The sequence below is a fragment of the Paenibacillus sp. FSL R7-0333 genome (assembly GCF_038000365.1).
In the GTDB taxonomy this organism is placed as follows: domain Bacteria; phylum Bacillota; class Bacilli; order Paenibacillales; family Paenibacillaceae; genus Paenibacillus_AQ; species Paenibacillus_AQ silagei.
The window spans coordinates 5,860,573-5,886,140 of the sequence record NZ_JBBOBZ010000001.1 but is presented as its reverse complement, the minus strand read 5'-3'; the positions used below and the strand labels follow the sequence as shown (position 1 = coordinate 5,886,140).

Here is a 25,568-nt window from a genome sequence, read left to right as displayed (position 1 = left end):
CAGGCCATAATCAAAGGGGAGTGAACCCATGAAGATCATGACGATTTTGGGCACCCGGCCCGAGATCATCCGCCTTAGTGTCATCATTCCGCTGCTGGACCGGTATGCGGAGCGGCATGTGCTGGTGCATACGGGACAGAATTTCACGGCCAGCCTCAGCGGGGTATTCTTCGCTGAGCTGGGACTCCGCGCACCGGACTACGTGCTGCAGGATAAGCAGGCCGGACTCGGGGGTCAGCTGGCCGCCATGTTCGGCAGTCTGGAGAGCATTCTGCTTCAAGAGCAGCCGGACCGCGTGCTGCTGCTGGGGGATACCAACAGTGCGCTATGTGCCATTCTGGCCGAGCGGATGGGCATCCCTGTGGTGCATATGGAAGCAGGCAACCGCTGTTACGATCTGAAAGTGCCGGAGGAGAAAAACCGCCGTGTCATAGATGCCGTCTCCACCATAAATATGCCCTATACCCAACAGAGTAAGAGACATCTGCTCAGCGAAGGGTTCCCCAGCCAGCGTATTGTGTTAACCGGCAACCCTATCCATGAGGTGATTACGCATTACGAAGAGCAGATCGCGGCCAGTGACATCCTGTCCCGGCTGAAGCTTGAAGCCGGCCGGTATCTGCTGGTAACAGCCCACCGGGCCGAGAATGTCGATGATCCGGAGTCGCTGCTCCAGATCATGTCCGGGCTGAACCTGGTGGCTGAGCATTTGGGACTCCGCCTGATCTGCAGCATCCATCCCCGTACACGCTCCAGGCTTACGGAGCAGTTCCCGCTGAGTATGAACCCGCTGGTGGAGTTTCACGAACCTTTCGGATTTTTTGACTTTGTTCATCTGGAACGCTATGCCCTGTGCGCCATTACCGACAGCGGCACCGTTCAAGAAGAATGTTGCCTGATGGGAGTGCCTACGGTGACCATACGCCGGACGACAGAACGCCCGGAAACTATCGATTGCGGAAGTAATGTAGTGTCCGGGGTAGAACAGAACAGCATTCTGCGCTGCACCGTGCTGATGACGTCGCTTAAGCCCGATTGGGAGGCGCCGGAAGGGTATCTTGCCCAAGGTGTCTCGGTAAAGGTAGTTAAATTTCTGCTTGGAGGGAACCTGCATGTTCAATAATAAACGGATTCTGGTTACAGGCGGTACCGGTTCCTGGGGGCATGAGCTGATCCGGCAGCTGCTGCCGCAGCATCCCAAAGAAATCATCGTATTCTCCCGCAGTGAGTCTGCACAGGTAGCCATGAGCCGTGAATTTGAAGATAAGCATCTCAGCTTCATCATCGGCGATATCCGTGACAAGGATGCGCTGGTGGCTGCCTGCCGCGGTGTGGATTATGTCTTCCATCTGGCCGCGCTCAAGCATGTACCCGTCTGCGAGGACCAGCCGTACGAGGCGCTCAAGACGAATGTGGTCGGCACACAAAATGTCATCGAAGCCGCGATTGCCAACAATGTGGAGAAGGCGATCTACATTTCTACCGACAAGGCGGCCAATCCGTCGAACTTCTACGGTATGACCAAGGCCATCGGTGAGAAGCTGTTCGTCTATGCCAATCTGATCGGCTCAGGCACCAAGTTTGTTACGGTGCGCGGAGGCAATGTGCTGGGTACGAACGGCAGCGTGGTCCATCTGTTCATGAAGCAGATCAAGGACAAGGGACAGGTAAGGATTACGGATATGAACATGACCCGGTTCTTTTTCACCCTGCGCGATGCCATTACTCTGCTGTTCAAGGCTTCCGATGTCAGTATCGGCGGCGAGATCTTTGTCATGACCATGCCGACCTGCCGGATCGTGGATTTGGCCGATGTACTGATCGAAGCTTCCGGCCGGACGGATGTCAGTATGATCGAGACCGGCATCCGCCCGGGTGAGAAAATCCATGAGATCCTGATGAGCGATTTCGAGAGCCTGACTACGGTGGTCTACGATGAGCAGTACTTGGTTATTCTGCCCACACTCGATATGCCGGAGCTGAAGGAGCATTACCGTCATTTCCCCCATGTGTCCTTCAGCAGCTTCAGCTCGGAGAATCATCTGATGGAGCAGGCTGAAATCAAAGATATCCTGATCCGGGGAGGGTTCCTCCAGTGAAGCTCCTGATTCTCGGCGGAAATGGTATGGCAGGTCATATGCTGGCGGAGTATTTTCGCCGCCAGGGCAAGCACCACATCTTCCATACAACCCGGGATAAGAAGGATCTTGGAGGGTTGTATGTAGACGCCGACGACATCGCCGGTGTAGAGAAGCTGGTTGAAATCGTCTCCCCCCATTGCATTATTAATGCGATGGGGGTACTCAATCAATTCGCCGAACGGGACCGGATCGGCGCGTATCATGTCAACGGATTTCTGCCCCACCGCCTGCGGCGGGCAGCGGACCAGATCCATGCCCGGCTCATCCATATCAGCTCCGACTGCGTGTTCGAAGGAACACGCGGCGGATATACGGAGGAGGATGCCGCGGATGGAACCTCGGTCTACGCCCTCACCAAGAGTCTTGGAGAAGTGCGCGATCCCGGACATCTCACGATCCGTACCTCCATTATCGGGCCCGAGATCCGCTCCGGCGGAATCGGCCTCATGGAATGGTTTCTGGCCCAGAAAGGCCGGGTAACCGGATATGAATGCGTGATGTGGAATGGAGTCACCACCCTGGAGCTGGCCAAAGCCATCGATTCCCTGCTGGACTCGGATCTCTCCGGGCTGATTCATCTGGCCCACCCGCAGCCCGTAAGCAAATATCAGCTGCTGCAGATGATGCAGACCGCATTTCATAAAGAGGATGTTGAGATCATCCCGCAGCAGACACCGGTTCAGGACCGGACGCTGATCAGCACGAGAAGCGATGTCACGATTGAGCTGCCTTCCTATCCCCGGATGCTTAGCGAGCTTGCCGACTTTATGCGCAGCTCAGAGCTGCTGACATGAGCGGGCGGCGTCTCCTTATTACCGGAGCTTCCGGCTTTACCGGCAGGCATGCCGTGGCCTACTTTGCCGCCGGAGGAGCGGAGGTGACTGCTGTAGTCCGCCGCAAGCCAGCTGCGGAGTTGTTCCCGGACGGCGTTCAGCAGTATGTCTGTGACCTGGGGGACCGCAGGGCTGTGGCGGCAATGATTGGAGCGGTGAAGCCGGATCAGGTGCTGCACCTGGCAGGCAAGAATTCGGTCCCGGAGTCCTGGAGGGACCCGCTGCTCTACATGGAAACCAATGTAATGGCTACTCTATATTTGCTTGAGGCGCTGCGTGTCCAGCCGGCCAGCCGTATTCTGGTGGCCGGCTCCCGGCTTAAGTATAGACCGGGTGCGGCAGACCCGCCCCATCCCTATAGCCTTAGCAAGACGCTGGAGGAGCTGGTATCGCTGGCCTGGGCAACGCTGTTTGCACAGCCGGTGCTGATGGCGGAGCCCTCGAACCTGATTGGTCCGGGTCCGTCCACCGGCTTCTGTTCCCTGCTGGCACAGCATATTGTGCGCAGTGAAGCAGCCGCTGTAACCGGATCGGCTGCACCTGCTGCGTTTCGGCTCTCCTCGCGCCATGCGCTGCGTGACTTTCTGGATGTGCGTGATGCGGTCAGGGCCTATGGCTTCATTCTGGATTCGGGCGAGACAGGAAGGATCTACCGCATTGATTCCGGGACAGAGCGGGAGCTGGGGGAGGTTGCGGCGAAGCTGCTGGCCCATGCCGCAGCTCCGGTTGCGATGGACTGGGGCCCGCAGGAGGAGCACAGTCGGGGCAATCCTTCCCCGACACCTGCCGTTCCGGCGAAGCCTCCATTTGAATCTGCTGATAGTAAGGTACCGCCTGAAGAATCGGGGGACTATGCTGTTATTTCCGGCTGGATGCCGGAGATTGCGCTAGACCGTTCGCTGGCGGATATTATCGGCTATACAAGGGCCGGTAAGGAAGGAAGGTTGTTATGAAGCCCAGAGTATCCGTAGTTATTCCTTTTTACAATTGCCCTTATATTGAGCAGGCGCTGCAGAGCGCCATGAGCCAATCCTGGCAGCCTTATGAGATTATCGTAGTGGATGACGGTTCAACTCTGCATGCAGAGCGGATTACCCCTTATCTGCCCTACATTCACTATCTGGGCAAGGCCAACGGCGGCACCGCTTCGGCACTTAACCACGGTATTGCGCATGCCACGGGAGATTATGTAGTCTGGCTCAGCTCGGATGATATGTTCTATCGTGACAAGATCAATAATCAGGTTCTGTTCATGGAACAGAACCGTTTGCTGATCTCGTACACCAACTTCAATTACATTAACGGAAACTCGCAGGCTATGGAGCTGAATGCTGCGGCCGTATTCCCGAACCAGCTTGAATATCTGCGCTGCTTCCTGTACGGCAATCCCATCAACGGCTGTACGGTGATGTTCAAGCGGGAGATCTTCGGAGCCATCGGGATGTTCGATGAAGCACTGCCGTATACCCATGATTATGATCTGTGGTACCGGGCGATTCTGAACGGTTATGCACCGGTGATGCTGAACCAGTCCTTGACGGCTTACCGCCGGCATGAGGGAATGGGCACGCTCAGACACTACGATGTCATTATGGCCGAGGCTGCAGCAACCAGTGCCCGTTATCACGCTCCCTTAAGCGCCCTGATTGCTTCCATGGGCGGCTAGCTGCCGGAGCGCGCATAGCCGGCACGGCAGCACAGCCCAAGACCAAGCAACTAACGCTTAGGAGGGAGAGCATATGTACCGGGAAATTGAAGTGAAAGACTTCCTGCCGGTCCTGCTGGAGCAGCTGAAATTCTCCGAGAGTATTCTGGATATCGGCAGCGGTACCGGTACGCTGCTGGAGCGGTATGAGGCCGCTGTAGTGCTGGGGCTGGATATCCACAGGCCTTATCTGCTGCACCGCAAATACAAGTCCCCTCATATCATTCCGGTTCATGCCGATGCCGGCCATATCGATAAGCTGTTCCTGCCGGGAACCTTCTCTGCGGTCACTCTGATCGATTCTCTGGAGCATTTTTCGATGAGTGAAGGCATAGAGCTGCTGCGTAAGGCGGAGCTTATCGCTGCGAACCGTGTCATCGTATTTACACCACGGGGCTTCTTCCCGCAGGAGGGGAAGGACCATTTCAATCTGCATGGGGAGTATTACCAGAAACACTGGAGCGGCTGGGAGCCTGAGGACTTCCTGAAGCTGGGCTACGCGGTAACCGTACTGAAGGGATTTCACCATGCGGAGAATCCTTCATTCCGGGAAGCCTTCGGTGAGAATCACGCGCCGCTGGACGCCCTGCTCGCCTGCAAGACAGTATAAATGAACTCAGGGAGGAGGCCGGGGCATGAATCAGAAGACCAAGGTCTCGGTGGTGATTCCGTTCTATAATTGTCCCTACGTGCATCTGGCGGTTGAGAGCGTGCTGGCCCAGAGCTACGCGGATATCGAGCTGATCGTGGTGGATGACGGTTCCACACTCCATACGGAGAAGCTTGAAGCCTATAAGAGCCGGATCGTGTATGTCCGCAAGACCAACGGAGGAACCGGCTCGGCGCTTAATAGGGGAATTGAGGTGGCAAACGGAGCTTATTTTGCCTGGTTAAGCGCGGACGATCTGTTCCATCCCGATAAAATCAGACGGCAAATAGAAGCCATCCGCAGCTCGGGAACCTCCTTCAATCATACGGCTTACTACTATATTAATGAGCACGGGCAACGGTTTCACGACATCGTTCGGATGCCGGCCTGCAGCAGGCCGGCCCTCATTCAGACCATGATGTCCAGCTGTCCGGTTAACGGCAGCACGGTGCTGTTTGATATGGAGATCCTCTCTAGGGTCGGTATGTTTAATGAGACCCTCCTGTATACACAGGATTATGATATGTGGCTGCGGATTCTGCCTCATTATGAGTGGTCTTATATAGAAGAGCCGCTGCTGGATTACCGCGTCCATAATGAGATGGGCTCGGTCCTGCACAGCGAAGCGCAGAACCGGGAAATTGCCAAGGTGCAGTTCATGCACAGGGGGAAATTGACGGAGCTGCTGAGAAAGGAGAGAAGGAATTGAGACTGACCTTTCCGGTTCTGACCTTATCCAGAGGCGGCGCGCAGCGGATGATAACCGAGCTGGCTAACCGTCTGGCTGAAATTGGCCATGAGGTCGTTGTTCTTTTGCCCAGCCATGGCTTTGTTGAATATGAGATGAAATGTCCGATTATTACTGCACCCGCTACGGTACTTACGGAACATGATTTTCCTTATGGGGATGTAATTATCTCCAATTATTATACAACCGTTCCGGTTGCCGAGCGGGCCAGCCGGCAGGGCAAGGGGCTGCATATCCGGTTGGCTTTATGCTATGAGCCGAATTTCCTGCCGGATAATAATCAGTCGTTTGCTTCCTACGGCATTACCCGCAACCTGCTTGTACTGTCGCGCTGGCAGCAGGAGGTCATACGGATCAATCATGGCATTAAGGGCAGAATTGTTCCGGTCGGTGTTGATTCGGATTTCCATAATACGCATTTACGCGACACTCCGGACCGGCCGCTGATCGTCTCGGCCATTATGCGGCGCCCGGAAGGCGGATTCTCCGGCCACCGGGAGCAGGAATATCTGATTCAGCAGCTTGATATGGTCAAGCGGCTTCATCCTGAGGTGGAGATCTATATTATGACCCCTCCTGCTGAATTTACGGCCTCGTTGAGTCTGCAGGCCTTGATCAACACCGGTCGCTATCAGCTTAGGACACCCGGCAATGACAATGAGCTGGCTTATCATTATAATGAGACAGATATTTTTGTCAGCGCAAGTACCAATGACGCCGGTTCGTTGCCGGGGCTGGAGGCGATGCGCTGCGGTGCGGCGCTGGTCACCGTATATTCAGGAGGGAACCTCGAATACTGCGCACACGGGCAGAACTGCCTGATGTCGTATCGGCATGAGAACCGTCTTGCTGCGGATATCGTGACGCTCATTAAGGACCAGGAGCTTCGCCGGCGTCTGGCTGCCAGAGGAGAGCGGGATTCCTTGAAGTTTACCTGGGAGAGAAGCGTGCAGATTTTCCAGGCTGAGCTGTTTGAGATGGTGTCCAGACAAGGCACGTAATGCCTCAGGGCAGAATGCCATACACAGAGAAACCTTCAACCCCCGGCTGATGCTGGGGGTTGAAGGTTTTTTTGCCGGAAGACAGGGGATAGGAAGCTTGCAATAGTTAGAAGATAGAGAAGGAATTCATCATCTCGCGGAAGGAATGCGCATACTGATCGAATCCGAAATGCGTAACCATATGCTGGCGGCCCTGATAACAGATAGCTTCACGCAGCGGGATGTTATTCATCAGCTCCAGGCCTTCGTTCACAGCTGCCTCCACATTGCCAAGCGGATAGAATTTGCCGGTAATATTATGGGTGATGAAGGATCTGACTCCGTCGGAATCCGTGCTGAGTACCGGACAAGAGCAGCAGACAGCCTCAGCTACAGCATATCCGAAGCCTTCTGTGACTGAGCTGGACAGCAAGAAGCCTCCTGAAGCGGCAATCGATGAATAATAGACAGGCATCATCTGGTTAGGCATGTTCGTGAACACATTCAGCCGGTCATTCAGGCCAAGAGCATGCAGCTCTTCATTGAATGCCGCCTTCTGGTCATCTGAGGCCAAGCTCGGATCATGGAACATCCAGAGATGCAGGTTAGGTTTCGCTTTACGGATATGGTGGGCAATCTTCAGGTACTCGCTCCAATTCTTGTTGGATTCCAGCCGCCCTACCCAGGCGATGACAGGATCAACGGGCGCTTCGGCTGGGATATAGCGGAATCCTTGTACATCCACGAGGTTCGGAATAACATAGCGCTGTAGCCAGGGGCAGATCTCGATAAACAGCTCCAGTAAATGATCGGTGGGGGGAATCAGCACGGCATTGCAGAAGGCTTGGAGATAAGGCACAGACTCTATAATCACGTTACGTGCTTCACTTCGTGTTCCCAGACCCTGGGACTCGTAGATCAGGATGCCGCCATACCCCAGCCGGCGCAGGCGTTCGAGCAGAAGATAATCGGAGGTTACGATAATGGCGTCATAATGATGGGTATTCAGTACCGTTCTGATCTCTTCATCCTGGTTCGTGACAAATACCGGGAAGCTTACACTATTGTGGGTGCCGGACCCCGGCATGAGATAGAGCACATGGCATTCGATGCCGTTCTTCTGAAGGCTCTCACACCGCAGTCTGTTCAGGGTCTCAACCCCGCCGCTCGGTACATAAAACGTAAATAGAATTCTCAAGCTTACCCCTCCTGATCTGGACTCTCGCGGAGAAACACAGTCTGCTGTTATATAAGATACGCCGGAGTTCTCTTACATGTGACTGTGGGGGCAGCTCTGCCAAATCCTTTCTGGATAACCGGGCAGCGGAGGAGCCATGCTAAGGGTTGTCACACTACACTACATTATTCTGTGATGGGGGATGAAGGAATGTTGCGATCGAAATTAGGCTTGTCCGTGTCTGCAGCCTTGCTGCTCGGCACCATAAGTATGACCGGCTGCGGTGCCGGCCATTCGGCAGATAGCGGCAATATGCAGACGAAAAGTGTACGGGGGACAGACGGGCGAATCCACGTGAACTCCGCACGGGACATGAACCGTGACGATGACTTCGGCAGCATGGAGATGAGCAAGGAATTGGCTGACCGTGTTGCGGCGATGCGGGAAGTCCGTTCAGCTAACGTTATTATGGTTGGCAGAAGCGCTTATGTCGCTGTAATGCTGGAGGATGCTTCGGGCAAGGTTCACACCCGGAGTACCACCCGCGAGAAAGCTACCGGAAGAGGAACTGCTGCGGGCGTTCCCGGAATGACGGGAACTGGCGGCTCCATGGCCGGCATTCCGGGAAGTATGACTGGCACCGGAACTGTTGGCGGTACAGGCATGGCGGCTCCCAAGGATTATCCGGGGAACGGGAATAATGGGATTATGTCCAGAAGCAGTATAGGGGAGGATAAAGACACGCTTCCCGGGGAGATCAAGAATAAAATCGCCGCAGAGGTTAAAAAAGGCAACACATATGTCAGCAATGTCTATGTCTCGGCGAACCCGGATTTCGTGGAACGGGCCGATTATTATGCCCGGGAATTCCGTGCCGGACATCCGCTCAGAGGCTTCGCGAATGAATTCCGCATCATGGCGGAACGGATTTTCCCTGCGCGCAGCGGACAGTAAGCAGGCGCTACAGCATAGTGCCTTGAATGAAGATAGTATTCCAGAGGGATATGAGGCTTATTCATAGGACGGGCACAGACACAAATAATGCAGCCACCGCACCCGGAAAGCCGGATGAGAGGGCTGCATTGTTGTATTTATACCGCTGAAACGGACCTTTATTTATAAGGATACAAAGATGTGTATTCCCCGAATTAGGCCTCCAGCTTGCGTCCGCCGATCCATACACCGCGCAGGTTCAGGTCTTGATCCAGCTGCAGAATATCGCCGCGCTTCCCTGCCTCAAGCGTTCCGATAGACCGCTGCATGCCGAGCGACAGCGCCGGATTAAGGCTGGCAGCCTGTGAGGCTTCCAGCAGGCTGAGACCAACCTCCTGAACCAGATAACGGAACCCGCTAATCATCGTCAGTGTGCTGCCGGCCAGCGCTTCGGGGTGCTCCTTCAGCGTGGCTATGCCGTCCTTGACGATCACAGGCAGATCACCGATGGCATATTCTCCGTCGCTGAGTCCGGTTGCTGACATGGCATCTGTGATCAGCAGCAGATTATGATTATTTTTGAGCCGGGTAATGAGGCTGATGGCTGCCGGATGAACATGGATACCATCGGCAATCACCTCAGCTCTGATCCGGGGATCAAACAGGACGGCACCGGCCGTTCCCGGCTTGCGGTGATGCAGCGGTGTCATGGCATTGAACATGTGCACCGCATGGTTCAGCCCGGCATCTGCAGCGGTAATCACCTGCTCGAATGTGGCATCTGTGTGGCCGAGCGCAGCCGTAATGCCATGCTTGCGCAGCCACTGGATAGCTTCCAGGGCAGCTTCACGCTCAGGAGCCAGGGTGACCTGACGGATCATTCCCGGATACTTTTCCTCCCATTCCTCCAGCCATTCTATATTAGCCGGAACAATGTGCTCAGGATTCTGCGCTCCTGGCCATCTCACGCTGATGAACGGTCCCTCCAGATGTACACCTGCCAGCCTTGCATAAGGCATGCCGCCTTCACGGGAACGATAAGCATCCACCTCAGCTAACACCTGATCGATGTCTGCCTTGGCAGCCGTCATGGTTGTAGCAAGCATAGAGGTCGTCCCGTGTGAGGCATGGAACCGTGTGATATCGTCAAGCGCATCTGCATCGCTGTACATGAAGTCATGTCCGGCTCCGCCGTGCACATGCACATCGACGAATCCGGGGATCAGCAGACCTTGCGGCTCCCGGGTGACTGTCTGCCAGCTCTCATAGGCTGCGGGCAGCCAGGAGGCTTCTCCGGCATATTGAATCAAGCCATCCGCTACGGCAATCACACCCTGCTCGGTGATTCCGTCAGGAGTCAGCACCTTGCCGTACAACAATTCTCCGTGCGCACCGTTTATTTCAGCCATTTCGCAGCTCCTTCATCCAGCAGGACGACCACATTCGGATGGCTCTGCAGCAGCGAGGCGGGACACTGGGTAGTGATTGGGCCCTCCAGCGCATTTTTAACTGCTTCCGCCTTCTCTTCCCCGCGGACAAGCAGTACAATCTGCTTCGCCTTAAGAATTCCGCCGATGCCCATTGTTACCGCCTGACGCGGCACATCCTCTACACGCTCGAAGAAGCGGGCATTGGCTTCCAGGGTCTCTTCCAGCAGATCGACCACATGTGTTCCGCTGCTCAGGCTGGCATCCGGCTCGTTGAAGCCGATATGGCCATTGCTGCCGATGCCGAGGATCTGCAGATCCACCGGACCGTTATCCTCCAGCAGCTTGTCATACGCACGGCATTCGGCCGCAAGGTCTGGAGCATTTCCGTTAGGCACATGGGTGCGTGCCAGGTCGATATCAATGTGATTGAACAGATGCTCATTCATGAAGCTCCGGTAGCTCTGTGGATGATCCACAGGCAGTCCGACATATTCGTCCAGGTTGTAGGATGATGCTTTGGCGAAGCTGACATTGCCCTTGCGGTGCATCTCCACCAGCTTCTCGTATACCCCGACAGGGGAGCTTCCGGTAGCCAGCCCCAGAACGGCTCTGGGATTGCTCTGCAGCAGACTGGCGATCAGGTTAGCTCCTGTGGCTGCGAAATCTTCTTCATGCTGAAATTTCAAAATATTCATTAGATTTGACCTCCCCGATTATGACGGTAATGTTGGACGTTCCGGTAAGATTGCTCAAGCCTTGGGATGAAATCCCCGAACCGGGTACTGACCATGCCGGTGAACAGAATATCGATAATGTGCAGCTGAGCGATCCGTGAGGCCATATCACCGCGCCGCATGCCCTGCTCAAGAGACGAGGAGAACAGCGGAATATCAGCGAGTGTAGCGAGAGTACTGCTTCCGTATGAGGTTAACGACACCGTGGCTGCGCCGCTTGCGGCCGCACAGGTTAAGGCATCCACCGTCTCCGGGGTCTCACCTGAATAAGAGACTGCGAAGGCAACATCGCCGGAGGAGAGTGAGGAAGCGGAAGTAATCTGCATATGGGAATCGGCAAAAGCGGTACAGTTCACACCGATGCGGATCAGCTTCTGATAGAAATCCTGGGCTACGATGGATGAGGTTGCCATCCCGTACAGATCAACCCGCCGTGCCCGGCACAGCAGATCAATAACCTGCTGCAGCCGGCTCAGATCCAGCAGCGAGGTGGTATCCCGGATCGAGGCCAGGTGGTTGGCCTGCATGGCCTCTACAATGAATTGCAGCGGATTGCCGGCCACGATGTCCTGATAAGAGGAGCTGCCGGTCTCCGGTGAGCCATCGCTATGCGCCAGCTCAGCCGCCAGCTTGAGCTTGAAATCAGGATACCCCTTGAAGTGCAGCGCTTTGCAGAACCGCGTAATCGTCGCTGTGCTGATGCCGCACTCCTCCGCCAGCTCGGTGATGCCCATATGGACAATCTCCCCGGGCGAGGCCAGAATACGCTCAGCCAGCTTGCGTTCCATTTGCGACAGCTTGGGCTTGTCATGCTCCAGAGCATGCAGAATGGGAGACAAGCGTTCACCTTCTTTTCTATAGATTCAGATTCATGTAGCTTTCTCTACGTATAGAATGAAAATGCAGAAATGGACAAGTAGTAGGGATATACTTAGCTTTGCCTAATGCACCGCTTATGAAATTGTTTTACAAAATTAATACGTTTTTAAAGAAAATTATTTTCATAATCAGAATAAAACAAATCGCGGAAGGTTGCAATAGGCAGTTTGCTTTAAGGCAGGTCTGGGGCTGAATTAAGGAGATGGAGGTGGTGGATTTGTGGGTGGGGGGAGGGACATGCATCTCACAAGGTTTGACAAGTGGCGGGAGATACAAAAAGCTGCAATCTGCGTGTTTGAGGAGCACACCCACAGATTGCAGCTCTTTTGCAACGCCCCGAGTACCGTACCTACTCATAGGCGATAGCCATAATTGTATTTCGTACAACTAAAACGTCTGGTTTTCTCCCCAGTATACGTTTAGCTGTATTTGGTACAGTTAAAATCCCCCGCTTTCCCGAGTTTCCACCCGTTGGGGCAGATTTAGTTGTACAGATTACAGCTATTAGAGGCAAGCCTTCTTTTTCGCTGTTTTTAAGTGTACATTATGCAACTATCCCTGAATGTCTACTTGGAACTACACGCCATAAAGCACTGCATGGTTGAACTGCATCAACTTCTTTAGGTCTGGCGCTCTACTATTATGATTACTTCGTGATCTCGTTTGCAGCCTTTTTCCTGTTGGCAGGACGTCTGCCGCGCAGCAGTTCCCATAGAATGAAGACGAGAATCAGCAGCTGCGGGAGGGTGGTCTCCCAAGTCGGATATATGCCAAGCCAGCCGATGGAAGGCAGACTTTGCCCGTTATGGGCAGGCAGCTTGCCGGCGATCTGCAAGGCGTGAAGGCTCTCACCGAGGAAGCGGAACACCAGATAGTAGATCAGCACTGTAGCAGCGCGGAAGAAGGCGGCAACCGGCAATCTGGCACTTAGTGCGATTACGGCATAGCCCAGAATGATTAGGATTACAAGTGCACTGCCAATCCCGAGCAGCAGCTGAGAGGTGTCAATGGCCGGTGCCATCCCTGCGTAGAAAATCGTAGTCTCCGCCCCTTCGCGCAAAATGGCCAGCGCGGCGATGAAGAACAGGTACCACAGATTGCCTTGGGCCAGGGCGCCCTGCATCTGGCGGTCCACATATTTATTCCAGGCCGCTGTGCTGGATTTGCCGTGCAGCCAGCGGCCGACGGTGAGCATCATGACCACAGCGACGAGGCCGGTGACGCCTTCGATCAGCTCACGCGCGCCGCCGGAGGCGGCTTGGGAGAGGGAATAGGTCAGCAATACGGCGAGGCCGATGCTTGCAGCCAGACCTGCCGCTGCGCCGGACCAGACCCAGCGGCGGGCCGCCGGTACTGCTTCGCGGCGCAGATAGGCAAGCAGGGCAGCGAGTACAAGAATCGCCTCCAGCCCCTCGCGCAGCAGAATGAGTGCTGCATCCCATGCGGTATAAGTCTGTTCCCCGGCCAACGGCGTCAGCTCAGAGAGCATTGTGTCCATAAGCGATAGCGCTTGGTCCAGCTTCGGAGGGCTGGAGAGCAGATAACCGGTGACGGCAGTGCTCTTGTTCTCGATGCTGGCATAGACCTTGGGTGAGGCCAGCTGGACCTGGCCTTCGGCCGAAGGCCAGGCAGCGATGAATTGCTCCATTATATCTGCGGCTGCTGCACTGTCACCGGCCTGGGCGGCGGTGGAAGCTTGCTTCAGATAGCTGATCAGCCCCTCAATGGAAGCCGGCTCCGCCGGCACACCACCGGTATCAACGGCCTGGCCTTCGCTGTAACCGGACAGCAGCGTTACCAGCGCTTCCGATTCCGCCTGCGCGGCCTCCCCACGGACCGGCTCTGCCTGCAGCGCAATGCGCAGCAGGCTCATCTTCGTCTCCAGCAAGCCGTAGACGGCGGGATTATCCGCCCGGATGCCGCGTTCCACTGGCGTCCAGCCGTTCACCACGGCGCGGTAGGCTTCCGCCGCCGCGGCCCAGTCGGCGCTGCGCGCCGCATCCCGCGTGCGCTCCGCCGCGGGCAGCAGCTTCGCCGCCGCTGCGCGTCCGGCGGCGCCCGTGTCACCGCCGCCTTCGCCTGCGGCGGCGGTGACGAACGCATCCACGCTGCGGGCGAGCGTGGACAGGGCCGCCTTAGCGGGCGCTCCGCCGCCGCCCGCCAAGGCTTCCGCCGCGGCGTCCAGCGCGGCGTCCACCTCAGCAGCCGGACCGGCGAGTGCCGGGTCCGGCTTGCTCTCGTTCGCGCTGCGCCACAGCGCCGCGAACGATTCAACATCGGCCGCCGCCGCCTCCCAGCGGCTCTGGCCGGCCTCGACCAGCGCGCTGCCTACAGGCGGCAGCAGCTCATCCAGCGGCGCGCCTGACGCAGAAGCCGGCGCGCCGGGCAGCAGCACAAGCAGGCAGAGCAGCAGCAGCGCTGCCCTGAACTGCCGCCATGGACTATGTGTAACCGTGATCATCATCGGGATCATTCCCTTCAAGTTTAGCGAGGAGGGGTCAATTGCAACGGACTCAGCTGCCCCTATTTTAGTAATATTAACGTTTCTGCAAGTTGAACGGACTCAGTGGAGCTTATGTACAAATAATTGGGAGGAAAACGCCCGCTGTAGCGGAAATAAGCGCCGTGCAGTCCGCTGGAGTAGCTGAATATGCTCGAAAAGAGAAAATAAAGGCCTCTCAGTCCATAACGATCAGCTACCTGTCCGTCCTCTCCGGTCCCCGAATCGCCGCAGCTCCGGTCCCCGAATCGCCGTTGCGCTTCAGGCCTCGCAATCCCCATGGCTCCTGCTTTCTCAGCGTCACCGTTCACAGCCTAGGCATTTCATCCCTCGAGCAGCAGCTCCCCGATATATCCGCCTTCCCGTACACCCGGGAAGCAGGCGAAGACGGCGCTGCCGGTGTGAACCATGTATTCATTCAGCCGGTCATTCTTCGCAAGGCGCTGCTGGATGCTGACGAACTGCTTCATCAGATCCTTTTGGAAACTGATGAACACCAGACCGGCATCAAGCTGTCCGGTCTTGAGATCCATGCCGCTGGAATAGGAGTAGGAGCGGCGCAGAATCTTGACCGAGCCGTCCCCATGAGCGAGGGCGGAATGGGAATCCGGCGGAATGACGGGCTTGCCGCTGGCATCGGCTGCTGCCAGATTCAGCTCGGCGAATTCATCTCCGGCTCCAATCGGTGCACCGCTCTGCCGGTGCCGCCCGAAGGTGGCTTCCTGATCGCTCAGCGAGGAGCGGTCCCAGACCTCAATACGGAACCGTACGCGTCGCACCGCAAGATACGTGCCCCCGTTCATCCAGGCCGGGCCGTCGGCGCTGCCGCTCCAGACGATATTTCGCATCTGCGTCTCATCGGTGACGTCCGGATTCCCCGTGCCGTCCTTGAAGCCAAGCAGATTACGCGGGGTGCCGCCTGACGGATCGGCGCTGCCGCTGCGCTGGAAGCCTTCCTGGGTCCAGCGCAGTACCGCCGTGCCCCGGGCGATGCGGGCCAGATTGCGGATAGCATGGAATGCCACCTGCATATCGTCTGCACAGGACTGGACACAGAGATCGCCGCCGCACCACTGCGGCTCCAGGCTGTCTCCTGGGAAGGACGGAAGCTCAGTGAAGGAAGCGGGGCGCTTTCCGGCCAGCCCGAACCGGCTGTCGAACAGGGTCGGACCTGCCCCGAAGGTAAGTGTACATTTGGAAGGGGTGAGGCCATCCGCCTCGCCGGTGTCGGTTGGCGGGAGATTGGGCTTGTCGTTTGCCGTGCCGATCATCGTACCCGAGGTCAGGGCAGCGGCGGCGGCAGTCCAGTCCTCCAGCAGTTTTTTCAGATCACTGACCTTGGTAGTCGTCACATCAAATGAAGCGAAGCACAGAAAATTCTGCGCAGGGGTAAGAATCCCCGCCTGGTGCTTGCCGTAGAAGGGGATCGTATCCGCCTGTTCTTCATTCTGCCCGGAGGCTGCGGCGGCCGGGACCGCCCGTCCTGCTGCCTGGCGTGCCGCCATAATGCCGCCCACACCGCCTCCGCCGAGCAGCAGCCCGAGACCCGAGGCACCGGTCAGCCGCAGCATATCGCGGCGGCTGAATTTGGTGTTGAACAGCTGGGTCTCCGGCGCAGGAATCCCGTGATCCGCGTCAGCCTTATTCCGGGAATTCTTATCTTTCTTGTTCATATCGTCACACTCCCAGAATCGTTCCCATGTTGGATAGCGGCTCAGCCAAGGCGTCGAGGTTCTGGCTTAACCTGCGGACCTCCTCCGGTTTGAGCGTTTCGTAAGAGACGTAGCCCTCCCCCGATTTGAACGGCGCCAGCTCATTCATTAAGGCGGTGAACCGCTCGCCGATGGTTTGCTCAAGGGCCGGATCTTTTTTGGCCAGCTCCGGCTTCAGCAGCTCATAGATCTTCTGGGCCCCCTCCACATTCGCCACAAAATCATACAAATCCGTATGGGAATAACGCTCCTCTTCCCCCGTTACTTTGGAGGAGGAGACCTCATTCAGCAGCTCAACAGCCCCGGTAACGAGCAGATTGGCATCGATTCCGGCCGTCTCCACCTTGGCGCGCAGCAGCTGCGCATCCTTCAGCAGGCGGTCCGCGACATCCGTCATGCCCTCCGTTGTATTGTTCTGCCAGAGAGCCTGTTCAATCTTATGGAAGCCGCGCCAGTCCGCAGCATCTACATCATTCTCACGGGCATCAATGTTCGGGTCCAGATCCCCAAGCGCTTCAGCGATCGGCTCGATCCGCTCATAATGCATGCGTGCCGGAGCATACAGCGCCTTGGCTTCATCCAGCTTGCCCGCCTTGACAGCATCCGTGAAGCCCTCGGTCTGCTTAACGAACGCATCGCATTGTTCAATGACGTATTTGCGGTATTCGTCGATGGCAGTGGTGAAATCTGCATTCGTCTCACCTCCGGCCTTCGCTACACTTTCTGCCCCGCTGCCTGCCTGGGCTGCAGCATTATTCCCGGAGTTGTTACCACTGTTGCCGTTGTTGCCATTATTATTACTGTTGTCCTTGCCCGCACAGCCGGCAAACAGGAGGGAAGCCGCAAGCAAACCTGCGGGTACTGCATAGCCTATTTTCATCTGTATGGATACCCCTTTTCATTTATGAAAATGATAATCGTTATCAATGATGGACTTATCATAAATCTCCCCCTATTGGCTGTCAATAAAAATGTGATAATTATCATATTCATAATGATCCGCACAAATAAAATGCAAAAATACGCCTCCCGGCAGGCGGAAGACGCAGTTCGTATATATAAATTTCCGGCTGATCGGATTCTACACCGTGGCCCGCTCAATAATCCGGTAGTCCAGCTTGCGGTAGACCGGCTCGGGGCGCTCCGAGTGAATCTGCTCATGGATAATGCGGAAGGCGGCGGCCCCCATCTCATACAGGTGGTTGTCCATGGTGGTAATCTGAAGCAGCCGTCCAATCGGCTGGTTATCGAAGCCCATAACTGCGAGGTCCCCAGGGATGCTGAGACCGGCTCTGCGCGCTTCAATAATCAGCCCGGCAGCTACATGGTCTCCAGTAATAATTATGGCTTCCGGCCGCTGTGGCATCTTCAGCAGGGACTGTGCAGCGGCTGCGCCGTCTTCCTCCGTTGTACAGTCATAGATCATCCATTCCTCTTCAAAAGCCAGCTTATGCTCAGCAATGAATTCGCGGTAAGCAGCCTGCCGGATCACGGCGCTGCTGCCGTTACTCCTTCCTTCGCAATAACCGATGGAGCGGTACCCTTTGCCGGTCAAGTACTCCAGCCCTTCCTTGAAAGCCGCATAATGCTCAATATAGACAGAGGAATAGCGTCGCTCTCCGCTGTCCTGGCAGGTGACGACCGGACCGTAGGCCGTGTACTCCTCAATAATGTCTGGTTTCAGCGCAGTAGATACAATAACAACACCGTCAATCTCTTTATGACGCAGCATCTCCAACACTTTGATTTCTTCTTCCTCCAGGTAATTGCTCTGGCACAGAATCAGCCGGTATTGCGAGAGCAGCGCCTCGTGGGCAAGTCCATTCATAATAATCGAGAAATAAAAAGCATGAATATACGGCAGAATCACCGCCACCGCACCGGTACGTCCGGTAATCAGATGAACGGCGTTCATATTGCGGGTATAGTCGAGCTGCTCAATCGTTTGCAATACAGCGGCTCTTTTGTCCTTGCTGACATACGGATGATTATTGAGCACCCGTGAGACGGTCGTTACAGACACTCCGGCCATCCGGGCGATTTCTTTAATATTAGCCACGCTTCTCTGCGCCTCCTGTGTGAGACTGGTATGTCATTATTCTAACATAGAAATGAACAGCTTTTCGGCCGATAAAAAGCTTGCTATGGAATCCATTTCATACTTTACACTGGGGGTGCAACAAGCCTTACCGGAGAAACCGGCGTGACCGCAAGGGCGTGACGGACCGGTAACGTTAGCCATTTCACGCTGCGGGCAGGAAGGATGTTCAGCAATATTTTTTTCCTGAGCAACCCTTTAGCAGCGTGGTTTCTATAGACATTGCCCGACGGATGCCGCCTTAATGACTAAGGAGCAGCAGCCGTTTCTTGTGTGCATTCCGGTCAGAAGTACCGGGTTTGTCCATGCTCCGCGCCTGCCCCCGCCCAATTTAATGCTGCGACAGCACCATTAACTGCCCCTCCACATAGTATGTTTTGACTGTATCCCTTTACCTTGTTATACCAAACAAACCCAGGGCAAGGAGGGGTGACACCATTGAAGGGCAACGAACATCATAGCAAATTTTTGCTGACGCATCGTGAACGCGAAGTATTCGAGCTTCTTGTGCAGGACAAAACTACACGGGATATTGCCGGACTGTTATTCATCAGCGAAAAAACCGTCCGCAACCACATCTCAAACGTAATGCAAAAATTAAACGTAAAAGGCCGTTCGCAAGCGGTTGTCGAGCTGATCAAGCTTGGGGAGCTGAAAATCTAGCTGCCATGCTTCAGAGGTGATGCGTTTAAGCCTTCTCTTATCCTTCGGGATGAGGGGAGGTTTTTTGTTGTTGCGTGTCAACTCTCAATTCGATTTCAAACTATGATAAAATGAATTCATTAGAACCACTTTTTATCGATGGCTACCCGGGAGGTGTGAAAGAATGAAATGGCAGCAAGTAAGAGAGTTGTTTCCTGACCAATTTGTTTTGCTTTCCATTCTTGACTATCGTGAGGAAGATGATAAGAAAATTATAACGGAAGTAGCTCCTGTTCGTGCAGTATCTGAGAAGAACGCCAACCAGGAATTTTTCAGCGCCGAACCAGGAAATCTTGTCTATCACACTGCCAATGAGGAGTGCGTTATTCATCTGCGCAGAGATCCATTGATGAGAGTGAGGCGGCGATCATGAAGATAGCTTATGATGGACAACTTCTGACAACAGATATTTCCGTATGCTATCAAGGGAGAACGCTGCAAATAAAAGATATCATTATTGATACGGGTTCATCGCATACTGTGTTCAGTCCTGATGTACTCGAAGAGATAGGTGTTACGTATGAAAACGGAGACCCTGTATACGAAGCTTATGGCGTTGGTGGAACCGTACCTTTTTACACCAAGGTTATGGATCAGATAGAAATTGATGCCTTAAAAATTGCAAATGTGGAGATTGATGTAGGAATATTGCCCAAGTCGCATAAAGGCTTGCTCGGCTTGGATATCTTGAAAACATATGGATTTACCGTGGATATGGAAAAGCTGGAACTCAGACGACCGTCCGCAACCACATCTCAAACGTAATGCAAAAATTAAACGTAAAAGGCCGTTCGCAAGCGGTTGTCGAGCTGATCAAGCTTGGGGAGCTGAAAATATAGCTGCCATGCTTCAGAGGTGATGCGTTTAAGCCTTCTCTTATCCTTCGGTATGAGTTTTTTTTTTGCTCTTACTAGTCCCGGCGATCCAACCTCCCGGAATATTAAGCACGGCTGCATTTTATGGATTGACGGCCGGGGGAATTGGTTGTAAAATCAGTGTAAAGTATAAACCTTTAAACTTTCTGGATGGTTTTGATACTTTTAATAAATGCAAAGCTGACGTCCAATGTTCGATTTTCCAGTCAGGCTGTAAGTTATGGCGTGCTGAGTAAATCTTTTTTATTACTTTGAAAGTTAAATCGTTTAAACTTTTGAGTGTGGAGGCGTAGATACTTAGATGAATATTCATGATGTAGCCAAGAAGTCGGGGCTCTCTGTAGTGACCGTATCCAGAGTCCTTAACAATTCACCCTCTGTACGTGAAGGCAACCGCCAGAAAGTGCTGAATGCGATAGAGGAATTGAATTATCAGCCCAATTCAGCGGCGCGGAGTCTGGTGCGCGGCAAGACCGGAGTCATTGGGATGTCGATTAACAACTTTAACGATTCTTTCTATGACCGGGTGATTCGCGTAGTGAACCGGAAGCTGGCAGAGCAGGGGTACTTCCTGGCCCTGTCCATCGCCGAGAATGACGATGATGGGGTGAACTTCCTGTTCCAGAAGGACCGTGTGGACGGGATTATCCTGCTGTCTCCGCTGGAGGAGAAGGAATATGTGGAGGAGCTGAAGCGCAAGAACATCCCGGTTGTCCTGCTGGATAACCAGTTTGAGCATGAGGATGTTCCGAGTGTTGTCGTCGATAACTATCAGGGCGGGTATGAAGCAACAAGACACCTGATTAGTCTTGGACACACCCAGATTGCCTATATCGGCGGCCCTTCGGAGTTCCTGAGTGTAACGGAGCGCAAACGGGGTTATGTCCAGGCGCTGGATGAAGCGGGACTAACGCCCTTTGGCACGGAATATTGCGGCTTTACGGTAAGCAGCGGTTATGAGGTGGCGAAGAGATGGGTCCGCGAGGATAAGCTGCCGACAGCCATTTTTTCGGGAGACGACTTTATTGCCCTCGGGGTTGTTCAAGCCCTGCGTGAGGAGGGGATTCTGGTGCCTCAGGATATCTCCGTGGTCGGCTTTGATGATCAGCAGTTCGTCGGTGAATTCTACCCGCGGCTCACAACGGTCAGACAGCCAGAGGCGCAGATGGGCAATATCGGCGTTGACTTACTGCTGAAGCTGATCAATGGGGAGGTGATGCCCCCTGCGGTAACGAAGCTTGCTCCTCAGCTTCTCATCCGTGAATCTACCGCTTCTGTTCGATTAACTTGAAATTTAGGAGTGAATGATCTGTGAAGTATTTTTTGGGAGTGGATGCAGGGGGCAGTAAGACCTACGCAATGATTGCAGATGAACAGGGGAAGCTTCTCGGTGCAGGCAAGGGCGGGAACGGGAATCATCAGCTGAACCGTGAGCAGGCGGAGAACAGCTTGCAGCAGGCTGTATCGGAAGCCATTACAGCATCCGGGCTGACCAGGGAGCAACTGGATTATTCCTGGTTCGGATTGGCGGGAGCGGACAGAGAGGCTGATTTTAGGATTTTACGGCCCATCATCGGCCGCCTCGGCCTTCCCCGGACGGAGATTTCCTGCGATACCTGGAATGCCTTGCGTTCAGGGACAGAGAAGAATTACGGGATCGTGCTGATTTGCGGATCAGGCGTGAACTGCAGCGGCAAAAATCCGGCGGGTGCTGCCTATCAATGCGGCGGCTTCGGCTACCGGTTCGGGGATTTCGGCGGCGGCTATGACTTAAGTATGGAGGTTTTCCGCAGCGTCCTCAGGGCGGATGACGGAAGAGAACAGAAGACGGTCCTAAGCGAACGCTTAACTCAGTTGCTGGGCTATTCCAATGTCCCGGAACTAAGAGAGGATTACCTCGATCATTTCAGAGATCTGCCTCCCCAAATTGCGGAGCTGCTGTTTCAGGCGGCAGAGGAAGGGGACCCGGTGGCCACCGGGCTGCTGGTCAAGCAAGGGGATGAGCTGGGTCTGGCGGCTGCCTCGGCTATTCGCCGCTTGGCCATGGAGGAGGAGTCCTTCGACATCGTGCTTGCAGGCAGCCTGCTGACCAAGGGAGACCGTGCGGGCATTATCCGCCGGGCCATTGAGCGAAGAGTGAAGCAGGCGGCCCCGGACGGCACATTAAGGATTTTAACCCGGGAGCCGGTTGTAGGATCGGTCGTTCTGGCGATGGAAAGCAGCGGGTTGCATGTGAATCAGGAGGTTCTTGATCATCTATCACAGGGTAAGGAGGAGCAATTATCATGGGGGAAACATTGAAGCTGGTTGTTATCGGAGCGGGGTCATCGTATACGCCTGAATTAATTGAAGGGATCATCCTGCACCACCAGGAGCTTCCTGTCCGCGAAATATGGCTGGTGGATATTGAAGAAGGAAGAGAGAAGCTACATACGATTACGGAACTGAGCAAGCGGATGATTGCCGAGTCCGGACTGCCGATTACCGTTGCAGCGACGCTTGACCGCCGGGAGGCCATTGCCGGAGCGGACTTCGTCTGCACGCAGATCCGGGTAGGGATGCTTGAAGCACGCAAGTGGGACGAATTGATTCCGCTTGAGTACGGTGTCATCGGTCAGGAGACTACAGGCCCTGGAGGAATGATGAAGGGCCTGCGGACCATCCCGGTTATTCTGGACATTTGCAAGGATATCGAGGAGCTGGCCCCGGATGCCTGGCTGCTGAATTTTACGAATCCGGCCGGGATGGTGACTGAAGCTGTTCATAAATATTCATCGGTTAGAAGCGTGGGCCTGTGCAACTCGCCGATCGGATTTCAGAAGTGGCTCTCCGAATTCTTCGGGCTTCCCGTGGAGAAGATCTATGCGGAGTTTGTCGGCATCAACCATCTGCACTGGGTATCCGATGTCGTGATTGACGGGAAGAGCAAGCTGCAGGAGCTTATTGATTACCCCGAGAGCTATAAGGCAAGCAATGTGCCGTTTGATTCCTGGGACCACCGGTTTCTGAACGGTCTGAAAGCTATCCCTTCCTATTATCTGAGCTATTACTATATGACGGACGCGATGCTGGCGGAACAGAAGGAAGCAGCGGCAACGGCCGGATCACGCGCTGAAGTTGTGAAGAAGGTGGAGGAGGAGCTATTCGAGCTGTACCGGAACGTGGAGCTGAAGGAGAAGCCGAAGCAGCTGGAACAGCGCGGCGGAGCCTATTACTCGGAGGCGGCAGTGCTGCTGATGCGCTCTATCCATAATGATTCCCGCGATATCCAGACGCTGAATGTAAGGAATAACGGGATTATTGATTTCCTGCCGGACGATGCCTCGATTGAGGTGAACTGTATGGTCACCAAGCAGGGGCCGCTGCCGATTCCGCTGCGCAAGGTGCCCCAGTCTGTCAGAGGCCTGCTGGCTGCGGTCAAGCAATATGAGAGTCTTACGATCGAGGCGGCTGTGCACGGAGACCGGGATGTGGCCCTGCAGGCGATGGTTCATCATCCGCTCATGCCTTCGGTCACCGTAGCTGAACAGCTGCTGGATGAAATGCTGGAGAAGAACAAACCGTTTTTGCCGTTATTTCAATAGAATCGTCCAGAGGAGGTCAAGCGGATGAATACGGCCGGGAAACCGAGCAGGTGGAAGAAATTTAACAGTCAATTGGATTTGCAGTCTATGGTTTGGCCGGGAATTATCTTTGTATTCATTTTCAGTTACATTCCGATGTATGGCGTGGTTATGGCGTTCCAGCAATACGATATTTTCGGCGGCATGATGAATAGCCCCTGGGTGGGATGGATGCAATTCAGAATGTTCTTCGAGGCGCCGGAGTTCTGGAATGTGATGCGTAACACCCTTGTAATTAGCCTGTTAAAATTGATTATCTCTTTTCCTGCCCCGATACTGCTTGCGCTGATGCTGAATGAAGTCGGGCATATGGGCTTCAAGCGCGTGATCCAGACCGTCAGCTACTTACCTTATTTCCTGTCCTGGGTTATTGTATCCGGTTTCGTATTTTCGCTGTTATCCGTTGATAACGGAACGGTGAACTATCTGCTGGAGCGGTTCAATCTGGTCCAGGAGCCGGTTAACTTCCTTGCGGTACCCAAATACTTCTGGTCTATTCTGGTAAGTGTAAATGTCTGGAAGGAAGTCGGATTCGGAAGTATTGTCTATCTGGCGGCGATTGCCGGCATTGATCCGACCCTGTATGAGGCTGCATCCATAGACGGAGCAAGCCGGTTTAAGCAAATTCACCTGATTACACTCCCCAGCATTACCCCCATTATCGTCATCTTTATGATTCTTGCCATCGGCGGTCTGCTCAGTGCGGGCTTCGAGGATATTCTGCTGCTTGCAACTAATCCAATCCTCAGGCCCTACTCCGATGTTATCGATACCTATGTGTACCGCGTCGGGATATTAAATGCCAGATTCTCTTATGCGACAGCGGTAGGGCTGTTCAAAGCGGTAATCAGTGTCATTCTGCTGGTGACAGCCAACAAAATCGCCCGCCGGGCAGATGTAAGTCTCTGGTAGATACCACAACAATGCTCCATAAACCTTTTAGGAGGGCCGAACAATGAGACTAAGCCTGGGCGACAAAATGATGCAGCGGAGTATTTATATCCTTTTGGCATTGCTGGCGCTACTCATGCTGTACCCGTTTTGGAACGCGCTCGTCATTTCCTTTAATCTGGGGAGCGATACGGCGCTCGGCGGTGTAACCTTGTGGCCGAGAGCCTTTACCCTGGAAAATTATTATATTGTGTTTCAGGATGACCGCCTGCTGAATTCGTTTCTGATCACCATTCTCAGAACGCTCTGCGGCACAGCATTATCCGTATTCTTTACGGCCTTGCTAGCTTACGGCATGTCCAAGAAGACCTTACTTTTCCGCAAGCAATACATGGTGTTTTTCATGATTACGATGTTCTTCAGCGGAGGGCTTATCCCCAGTTATTTACTCATCCGTTCTTTGGGGATGCTGGATACCTTTTGGGTGCTGATTATCCCCGGCATCATCAGCGTCTGGAACATGATTGTCATCCGCACCTTCTTCAGCGCTTTGCCGGAGGGACTGGAGGAATCCGCCAAAATCGACGGCTGCAGCAACTACGGCATTTTCTTCCGGATTGTGATTCCCGTCTCCGGCCCGGTGCTGGCCACGATAGCCTTATTCACCGCAGTCGGTTACTGGAATGACTGGTTTACGGGAGCGATCTACATTACCGAGGATCGCCTGCTGCCTATACAGACGCTGCTGCGGCAGGTAATGAACTCCAACATCATGACCCAGATTGGCTCCTCGAATGCGATCGCGCTGGATCATATGAACCGGAATCGGACGATTACCACGAAGTCACTGACTATGGCTACGATGATGATCGCTACTATTCCGATTATCCTGACCTACCCTTTTCTCCAGAAGTACTTTGTGAAGGGCGTGATGGTCGGTTCATTGAAAGAATAGCAG

General features: G+C 54.4%; 25 protein-coding genes and 1 pseudogene. 18 read left to right on the top strand and 8 right to left on the bottom strand.

The genetic code is table 11. The features are described 5' to 3' along the window. The first annotated feature begins 28 nt into the window (after nt 1-28). The 8 genes from wecB to MKY86_RS24830 all read left to right on the top strand — a co-directional run bounded on the left by wecB (nt 29) and on the right by MKY86_RS24830 (nt 7,077). Nucleotides 29-1,123, top strand: a complete 1,095-nt coding sequence (gene wecB / locus MKY86_RS24865) for a non-hydrolyzing UDP-N-acetylglucosamine 2-epimerase (RefSeq protein WP_076082326.1) — start codon at nt 29-31, stop codon at nt 1,121-1,123. Continuing rightward, complete coding sequence (locus MKY86_RS24860) at nt 1,113-2,099, top strand: polysaccharide biosynthesis protein (protein ID WP_076082328.1); 987 nt, start codon at nt 1,113-1,115, stop codon at nt 2,097-2,099. The genes wecB and MKY86_RS24860 overlap by 11 nt, the downstream gene beginning before the upstream one ends. Then, nucleotides 2,096-2,935, top strand: a complete 840-nt coding sequence (locus MKY86_RS24855) for a dTDP-4-dehydrorhamnose reductase family protein (protein ID WP_036727137.1) — start codon at nt 2,096-2,098, stop codon at nt 2,933-2,935. Before MKY86_RS24860 ends, MKY86_RS24855 begins: the two co-directional genes overlap by 4 nt. Then, the gene (locus MKY86_RS24850) at nt 2,932-3,927 is read left to right on the top strand and encodes an NAD-dependent epimerase/dehydratase family protein (protein ID WP_076082330.1); all 996 of its coding nucleotides are present in this window, start codon (nt 2,932-2,934) and stop codon (nt 3,925-3,927) included. Before MKY86_RS24855 ends, MKY86_RS24850 begins: the two co-directional genes overlap by 4 nt. Then, entirely contained in the window at nt 3,924-4,640 is a 717-nt protein-coding gene (locus MKY86_RS24845; protein WP_076082332.1) for a glycosyltransferase, read from the top strand. Before MKY86_RS24850 ends, MKY86_RS24845 begins: the two co-directional genes overlap by 4 nt. Before the next feature lie 73 nt (nt 4,641-4,713). Then, nucleotides 4,714-5,289, top strand: a complete 576-nt coding sequence (locus MKY86_RS24840; protein ID WP_076082334.1) for a class I SAM-dependent methyltransferase — start codon at nt 4,714-4,716, stop codon at nt 5,287-5,289. A 25-nt stretch (nt 5,290-5,314) separates the two neighbouring features. Continuing rightward, nucleotides 5,315-6,037, top strand: a complete 723-nt coding sequence (locus tag MKY86_RS24835; protein WP_076082337.1) for a glycosyltransferase family 2 protein — start codon at nt 5,315-5,317, stop codon at nt 6,035-6,037. Further along, nucleotides 6,034-7,077: a glycosyltransferase family 4 protein gene (locus MKY86_RS24830; protein WP_076082341.1), complete on the top strand. Its 1,044-nt coding sequence runs from the start codon at nt 6,034-6,036 to the stop codon at nt 7,075-7,077. Before MKY86_RS24835 ends, MKY86_RS24830 begins: the two co-directional genes overlap by 4 nt. Before the next feature lie 106 nt (nt 7,078-7,183). On the opposite strand, the gene MKY86_RS24825 is transcribed toward MKY86_RS24830, so the two are convergent. Then, nucleotides 7,184-8,254, bottom strand: a complete 1,071-nt coding sequence (locus MKY86_RS24825) for a glycosyltransferase family 4 protein (protein WP_076082344.1) — start codon at nt 8,252-8,254, stop codon at nt 7,184-7,186. A 189-nt stretch (nt 8,255-8,443) separates the two neighbouring features. On the opposite strand from MKY86_RS24825, the gene MKY86_RS24820 reads away from it, so the two are divergent. Then, nucleotides 8,444-9,187 (top strand): YhcN/YlaJ family sporulation lipoprotein, encoded by a 744-nt coding sequence (locus MKY86_RS24820; RefSeq protein WP_076082346.1) that lies wholly within the window; start codon nt 8,444-8,446, stop codon nt 9,185-9,187. A 194-nt stretch (nt 9,188-9,381) separates the two neighbouring features. Here MKY86_RS24820 and nagA read toward each other — a convergent pair whose 3' ends face one another. The 7 genes from nagA to MKY86_RS24785 all read right to left on the bottom strand — a co-directional run bounded on the left by nagA (nt 9,382) and on the right by MKY86_RS24785 (nt 18,480). After that, on the bottom strand, nt 9,382-10,575 hold the full coding sequence (nagA, locus tag MKY86_RS24815; protein WP_076082348.1) for an N-acetylglucosamine-6-phosphate deacetylase: 1,194 nt from the start codon (nt 10,573-10,575) through the stop codon (nt 9,382-9,384). Continuing rightward, nucleotides 10,563-11,291 (bottom strand): glucosamine-6-phosphate deaminase, encoded by a 729-nt coding sequence (gene nagB, locus MKY86_RS24810; protein WP_036727151.1) that lies wholly within the window; start codon nt 11,289-11,291, stop codon nt 10,563-10,565. Before nagB ends, nagA begins: the two co-directional genes overlap by 13 nt. After that, nucleotides 11,291-12,169, bottom strand: a complete 879-nt coding sequence (locus MKY86_RS24805) for a MurR/RpiR family transcriptional regulator (RefSeq protein WP_076082351.1) — start codon at nt 12,167-12,169, stop codon at nt 11,291-11,293. The genes nagB and MKY86_RS24805 overlap by 1 nt, the downstream gene beginning before the upstream one ends. Before the next feature lie 686 nt (nt 12,170-12,855). Continuing rightward, entirely contained in the window at nt 12,856-14,673 is a 1,818-nt protein-coding gene (locus MKY86_RS24800; RefSeq protein WP_340827555.1) for an FTR1 family iron permease, read from the bottom strand. Between the two features lie 359 nt (nt 14,674-15,032). Beyond that, entirely contained in the window at nt 15,033-16,382 is a 1,350-nt protein-coding gene (gene efeB, locus MKY86_RS24795) for an iron uptake transporter deferrochelatase/peroxidase subunit (RefSeq protein WP_083685556.1), read from the bottom strand. Nucleotides 16,383-16,386: 4 nt separating this feature from the next. Next, nucleotides 16,387-17,301 carry an iron uptake system protein EfeO gene (efeO, locus tag MKY86_RS24790; RefSeq protein ID WP_076082357.1) on the bottom strand — a complete coding sequence of 305 codons (915 nt, stop codon included), beginning with the start codon at nt 17,299-17,301 and terminating at the stop codon, nt 16,387-16,389. A gap of 201 nt (nt 17,302-17,502) precedes the next feature. Next, nucleotides 17,503-18,480, bottom strand: a complete 978-nt coding sequence (locus MKY86_RS24785) for a LacI family DNA-binding transcriptional regulator (protein ID WP_076082359.1) — start codon at nt 18,478-18,480, stop codon at nt 17,503-17,505. Nucleotides 18,481-18,957: 477 nt separating this feature from the next. On the opposite strand from MKY86_RS24785, the gene MKY86_RS24780 reads away from it, so the two are divergent. The 9 genes and pseudogenes from MKY86_RS24780 (at nt 18,958) to MKY86_RS24740 (ending at nt 25,565) form a co-directional block, all read left to right on the top strand. Continuing rightward, on the top strand, nt 18,958-19,182 hold the full coding sequence (locus tag MKY86_RS24780) for a helix-turn-helix domain-containing protein (RefSeq protein WP_019908812.1): 225 nt from the start codon (nt 18,958-18,960) through the stop codon (nt 19,180-19,182). A 163-nt stretch (nt 19,183-19,345) separates the two neighbouring features. After that, a complete protein-coding gene (locus tag MKY86_RS24775) occupies nt 19,346-19,594 on the top strand; it encodes a hypothetical protein (protein ID WP_036723516.1) in 249 nt (82 codons plus the stop codon). Continuing rightward, complete coding sequence (locus MKY86_RS24770; protein ID WP_076086962.1) at nt 19,591-19,986, top strand: retropepsin-like aspartic protease; 396 nt, start codon at nt 19,591-19,593, stop codon at nt 19,984-19,986. The genes MKY86_RS24775 and MKY86_RS24770 overlap by 4 nt, the downstream gene beginning before the upstream one ends. After that, a pseudogene (locus tag MKY86_RS24765) lies at nt 19,950-20,060 on the top strand (LuxR C-terminal-related transcriptional regulator); the annotation flags it as partial. The gene MKY86_RS24770 and the pseudogene MKY86_RS24765, both read left to right, overlap by 37 nt. A 337-nt stretch (nt 20,061-20,397) precedes the next feature. Beyond that, the gene (locus MKY86_RS24760) at nt 20,398-21,387 is read left to right on the top strand and encodes a LacI family DNA-binding transcriptional regulator (RefSeq protein WP_076083019.1); all 990 of its coding nucleotides are present in this window, start codon (nt 20,398-20,400) and stop codon (nt 21,385-21,387) included. A gap of 20 nt (nt 21,388-21,407) precedes the next feature. Beyond that, nucleotides 21,408-22,397: an N-acetylglucosamine kinase gene (locus MKY86_RS24755; protein WP_076083023.1), complete on the top strand. Its 990-nt coding sequence runs from the start codon at nt 21,408-21,410 to the stop codon at nt 22,395-22,397. Next, the gene (locus MKY86_RS24750; protein WP_076083027.1) at nt 22,382-23,680 is read left to right on the top strand and encodes a 6-phospho-beta-glucosidase; all 1,299 of its coding nucleotides are present in this window, start codon (nt 22,382-22,384) and stop codon (nt 23,678-23,680) included. The genes MKY86_RS24755 and MKY86_RS24750 overlap by 16 nt, the downstream gene beginning before the upstream one ends. 24 nt (nt 23,681-23,704) lie before the next feature. Next, complete coding sequence (locus MKY86_RS24745; RefSeq protein ID WP_076083030.1) at nt 23,705-24,631, top strand: ABC transporter permease; 927 nt, start codon at nt 23,705-23,707, stop codon at nt 24,629-24,631. A 43-nt stretch (nt 24,632-24,674) separates the two neighbouring features. After that, complete coding sequence (locus MKY86_RS24740) at nt 24,675-25,565, top strand: carbohydrate ABC transporter permease (protein ID WP_076083034.1); 891 nt, start codon at nt 24,675-24,677, stop codon at nt 25,563-25,565. The last annotated feature ends 3 nt before the right edge of the window (nt 25,566-25,568 follow it).

Bases quoted from the DNA above. Each gene is read 5' to 3' on its own strand.
- MKY86_RS24770 (WP_076086962.1), top strand. From the start codon at position 19,591: ATGAAGATAGCTTATGATGGACAACTTCTGACAACAGATATTTCCGTA.
- MKY86_RS24745 (WP_076083030.1), top strand. From the start codon at position 23,705: ATGAATACGGCCGGGAAACCGAGCAGGTGGAAGAAATTTAACAGTCAA.
- MKY86_RS24750 (WP_076083027.1), top strand. From the start codon at position 22,382: ATGGGGGAAACATTGAAGCTGGTTGTTATCGGAGCGGGGTCATCGTAT.
- nagA (WP_076082348.1), bottom strand. From the start codon at position 10,575: ATGGCTGAAATAAACGGTGCGCACGGAGAATTGTTGTACGGCAAGGTG.
- MKY86_RS24800 (WP_340827555.1), bottom strand. From the start codon at position 14,673: ATGATGATCACGGTTACACATAGTCCATGGCGGCAGTTCAGGGCAGCG.
- MKY86_RS24775 (WP_036723516.1), top strand. From the start codon at position 19,346: ATGAAATGGCAGCAAGTAAGAGAGTTGTTTCCTGACCAATTTGTTTTG.
- MKY86_RS24850 (WP_076082330.1), top strand. From the start codon at position 2,932: ATGAGCGGGCGGCGTCTCCTTATTACCGGAGCTTCCGGCTTTACCGGC.
- efeB (WP_083685556.1), bottom strand. From the start codon at position 16,382: ATGAACAAGAAAGATAAGAATTCCCGGAATAAGGCTGACGCGGATCAC.
- wecB (WP_076082326.1), top strand. From the start codon at position 29: ATGAAGATCATGACGATTTTGGGCACCCGGCCCGAGATCATCCGCCTT.
- MKY86_RS24840 (WP_076082334.1), top strand. From the start codon at position 4,714: ATGTACCGGGAAATTGAAGTGAAAGACTTCCTGCCGGTCCTGCTGGAG.
- MKY86_RS24740 (WP_076083034.1), top strand. From the start codon at position 24,675: ATGAGACTAAGCCTGGGCGACAAAATGATGCAGCGGAGTATTTATATC.
- MKY86_RS24760 (WP_076083019.1), top strand. From the start codon at position 20,398: ATGAATATTCATGATGTAGCCAAGAAGTCGGGGCTCTCTGTAGTGACC.
- nagB (WP_036727151.1), bottom strand. From the start codon at position 11,291: ATGAATATTTTGAAATTTCAGCATGAAGAAGATTTCGCAGCCACAGGA.
- MKY86_RS24845 (WP_076082332.1), top strand. From the start codon at position 3,924: ATGAAGCCCAGAGTATCCGTAGTTATTCCTTTTTACAATTGCCCTTAT.
- efeO (WP_076082357.1), bottom strand. From the start codon at position 17,301: ATGAAAATAGGCTATGCAGTACCCGCAGGTTTGCTTGCGGCTTCCCTC.
- MKY86_RS24835 (WP_076082337.1), top strand. From the start codon at position 5,315: ATGAATCAGAAGACCAAGGTCTCGGTGGTGATTCCGTTCTATAATTGT.
- MKY86_RS24820 (WP_076082346.1), top strand. From the start codon at position 8,444: ATGTTGCGATCGAAATTAGGCTTGTCCGTGTCTGCAGCCTTGCTGCTC.
- MKY86_RS24860 (WP_076082328.1), top strand. From the start codon at position 1,113: ATGTTCAATAATAAACGGATTCTGGTTACAGGCGGTACCGGTTCCTGG.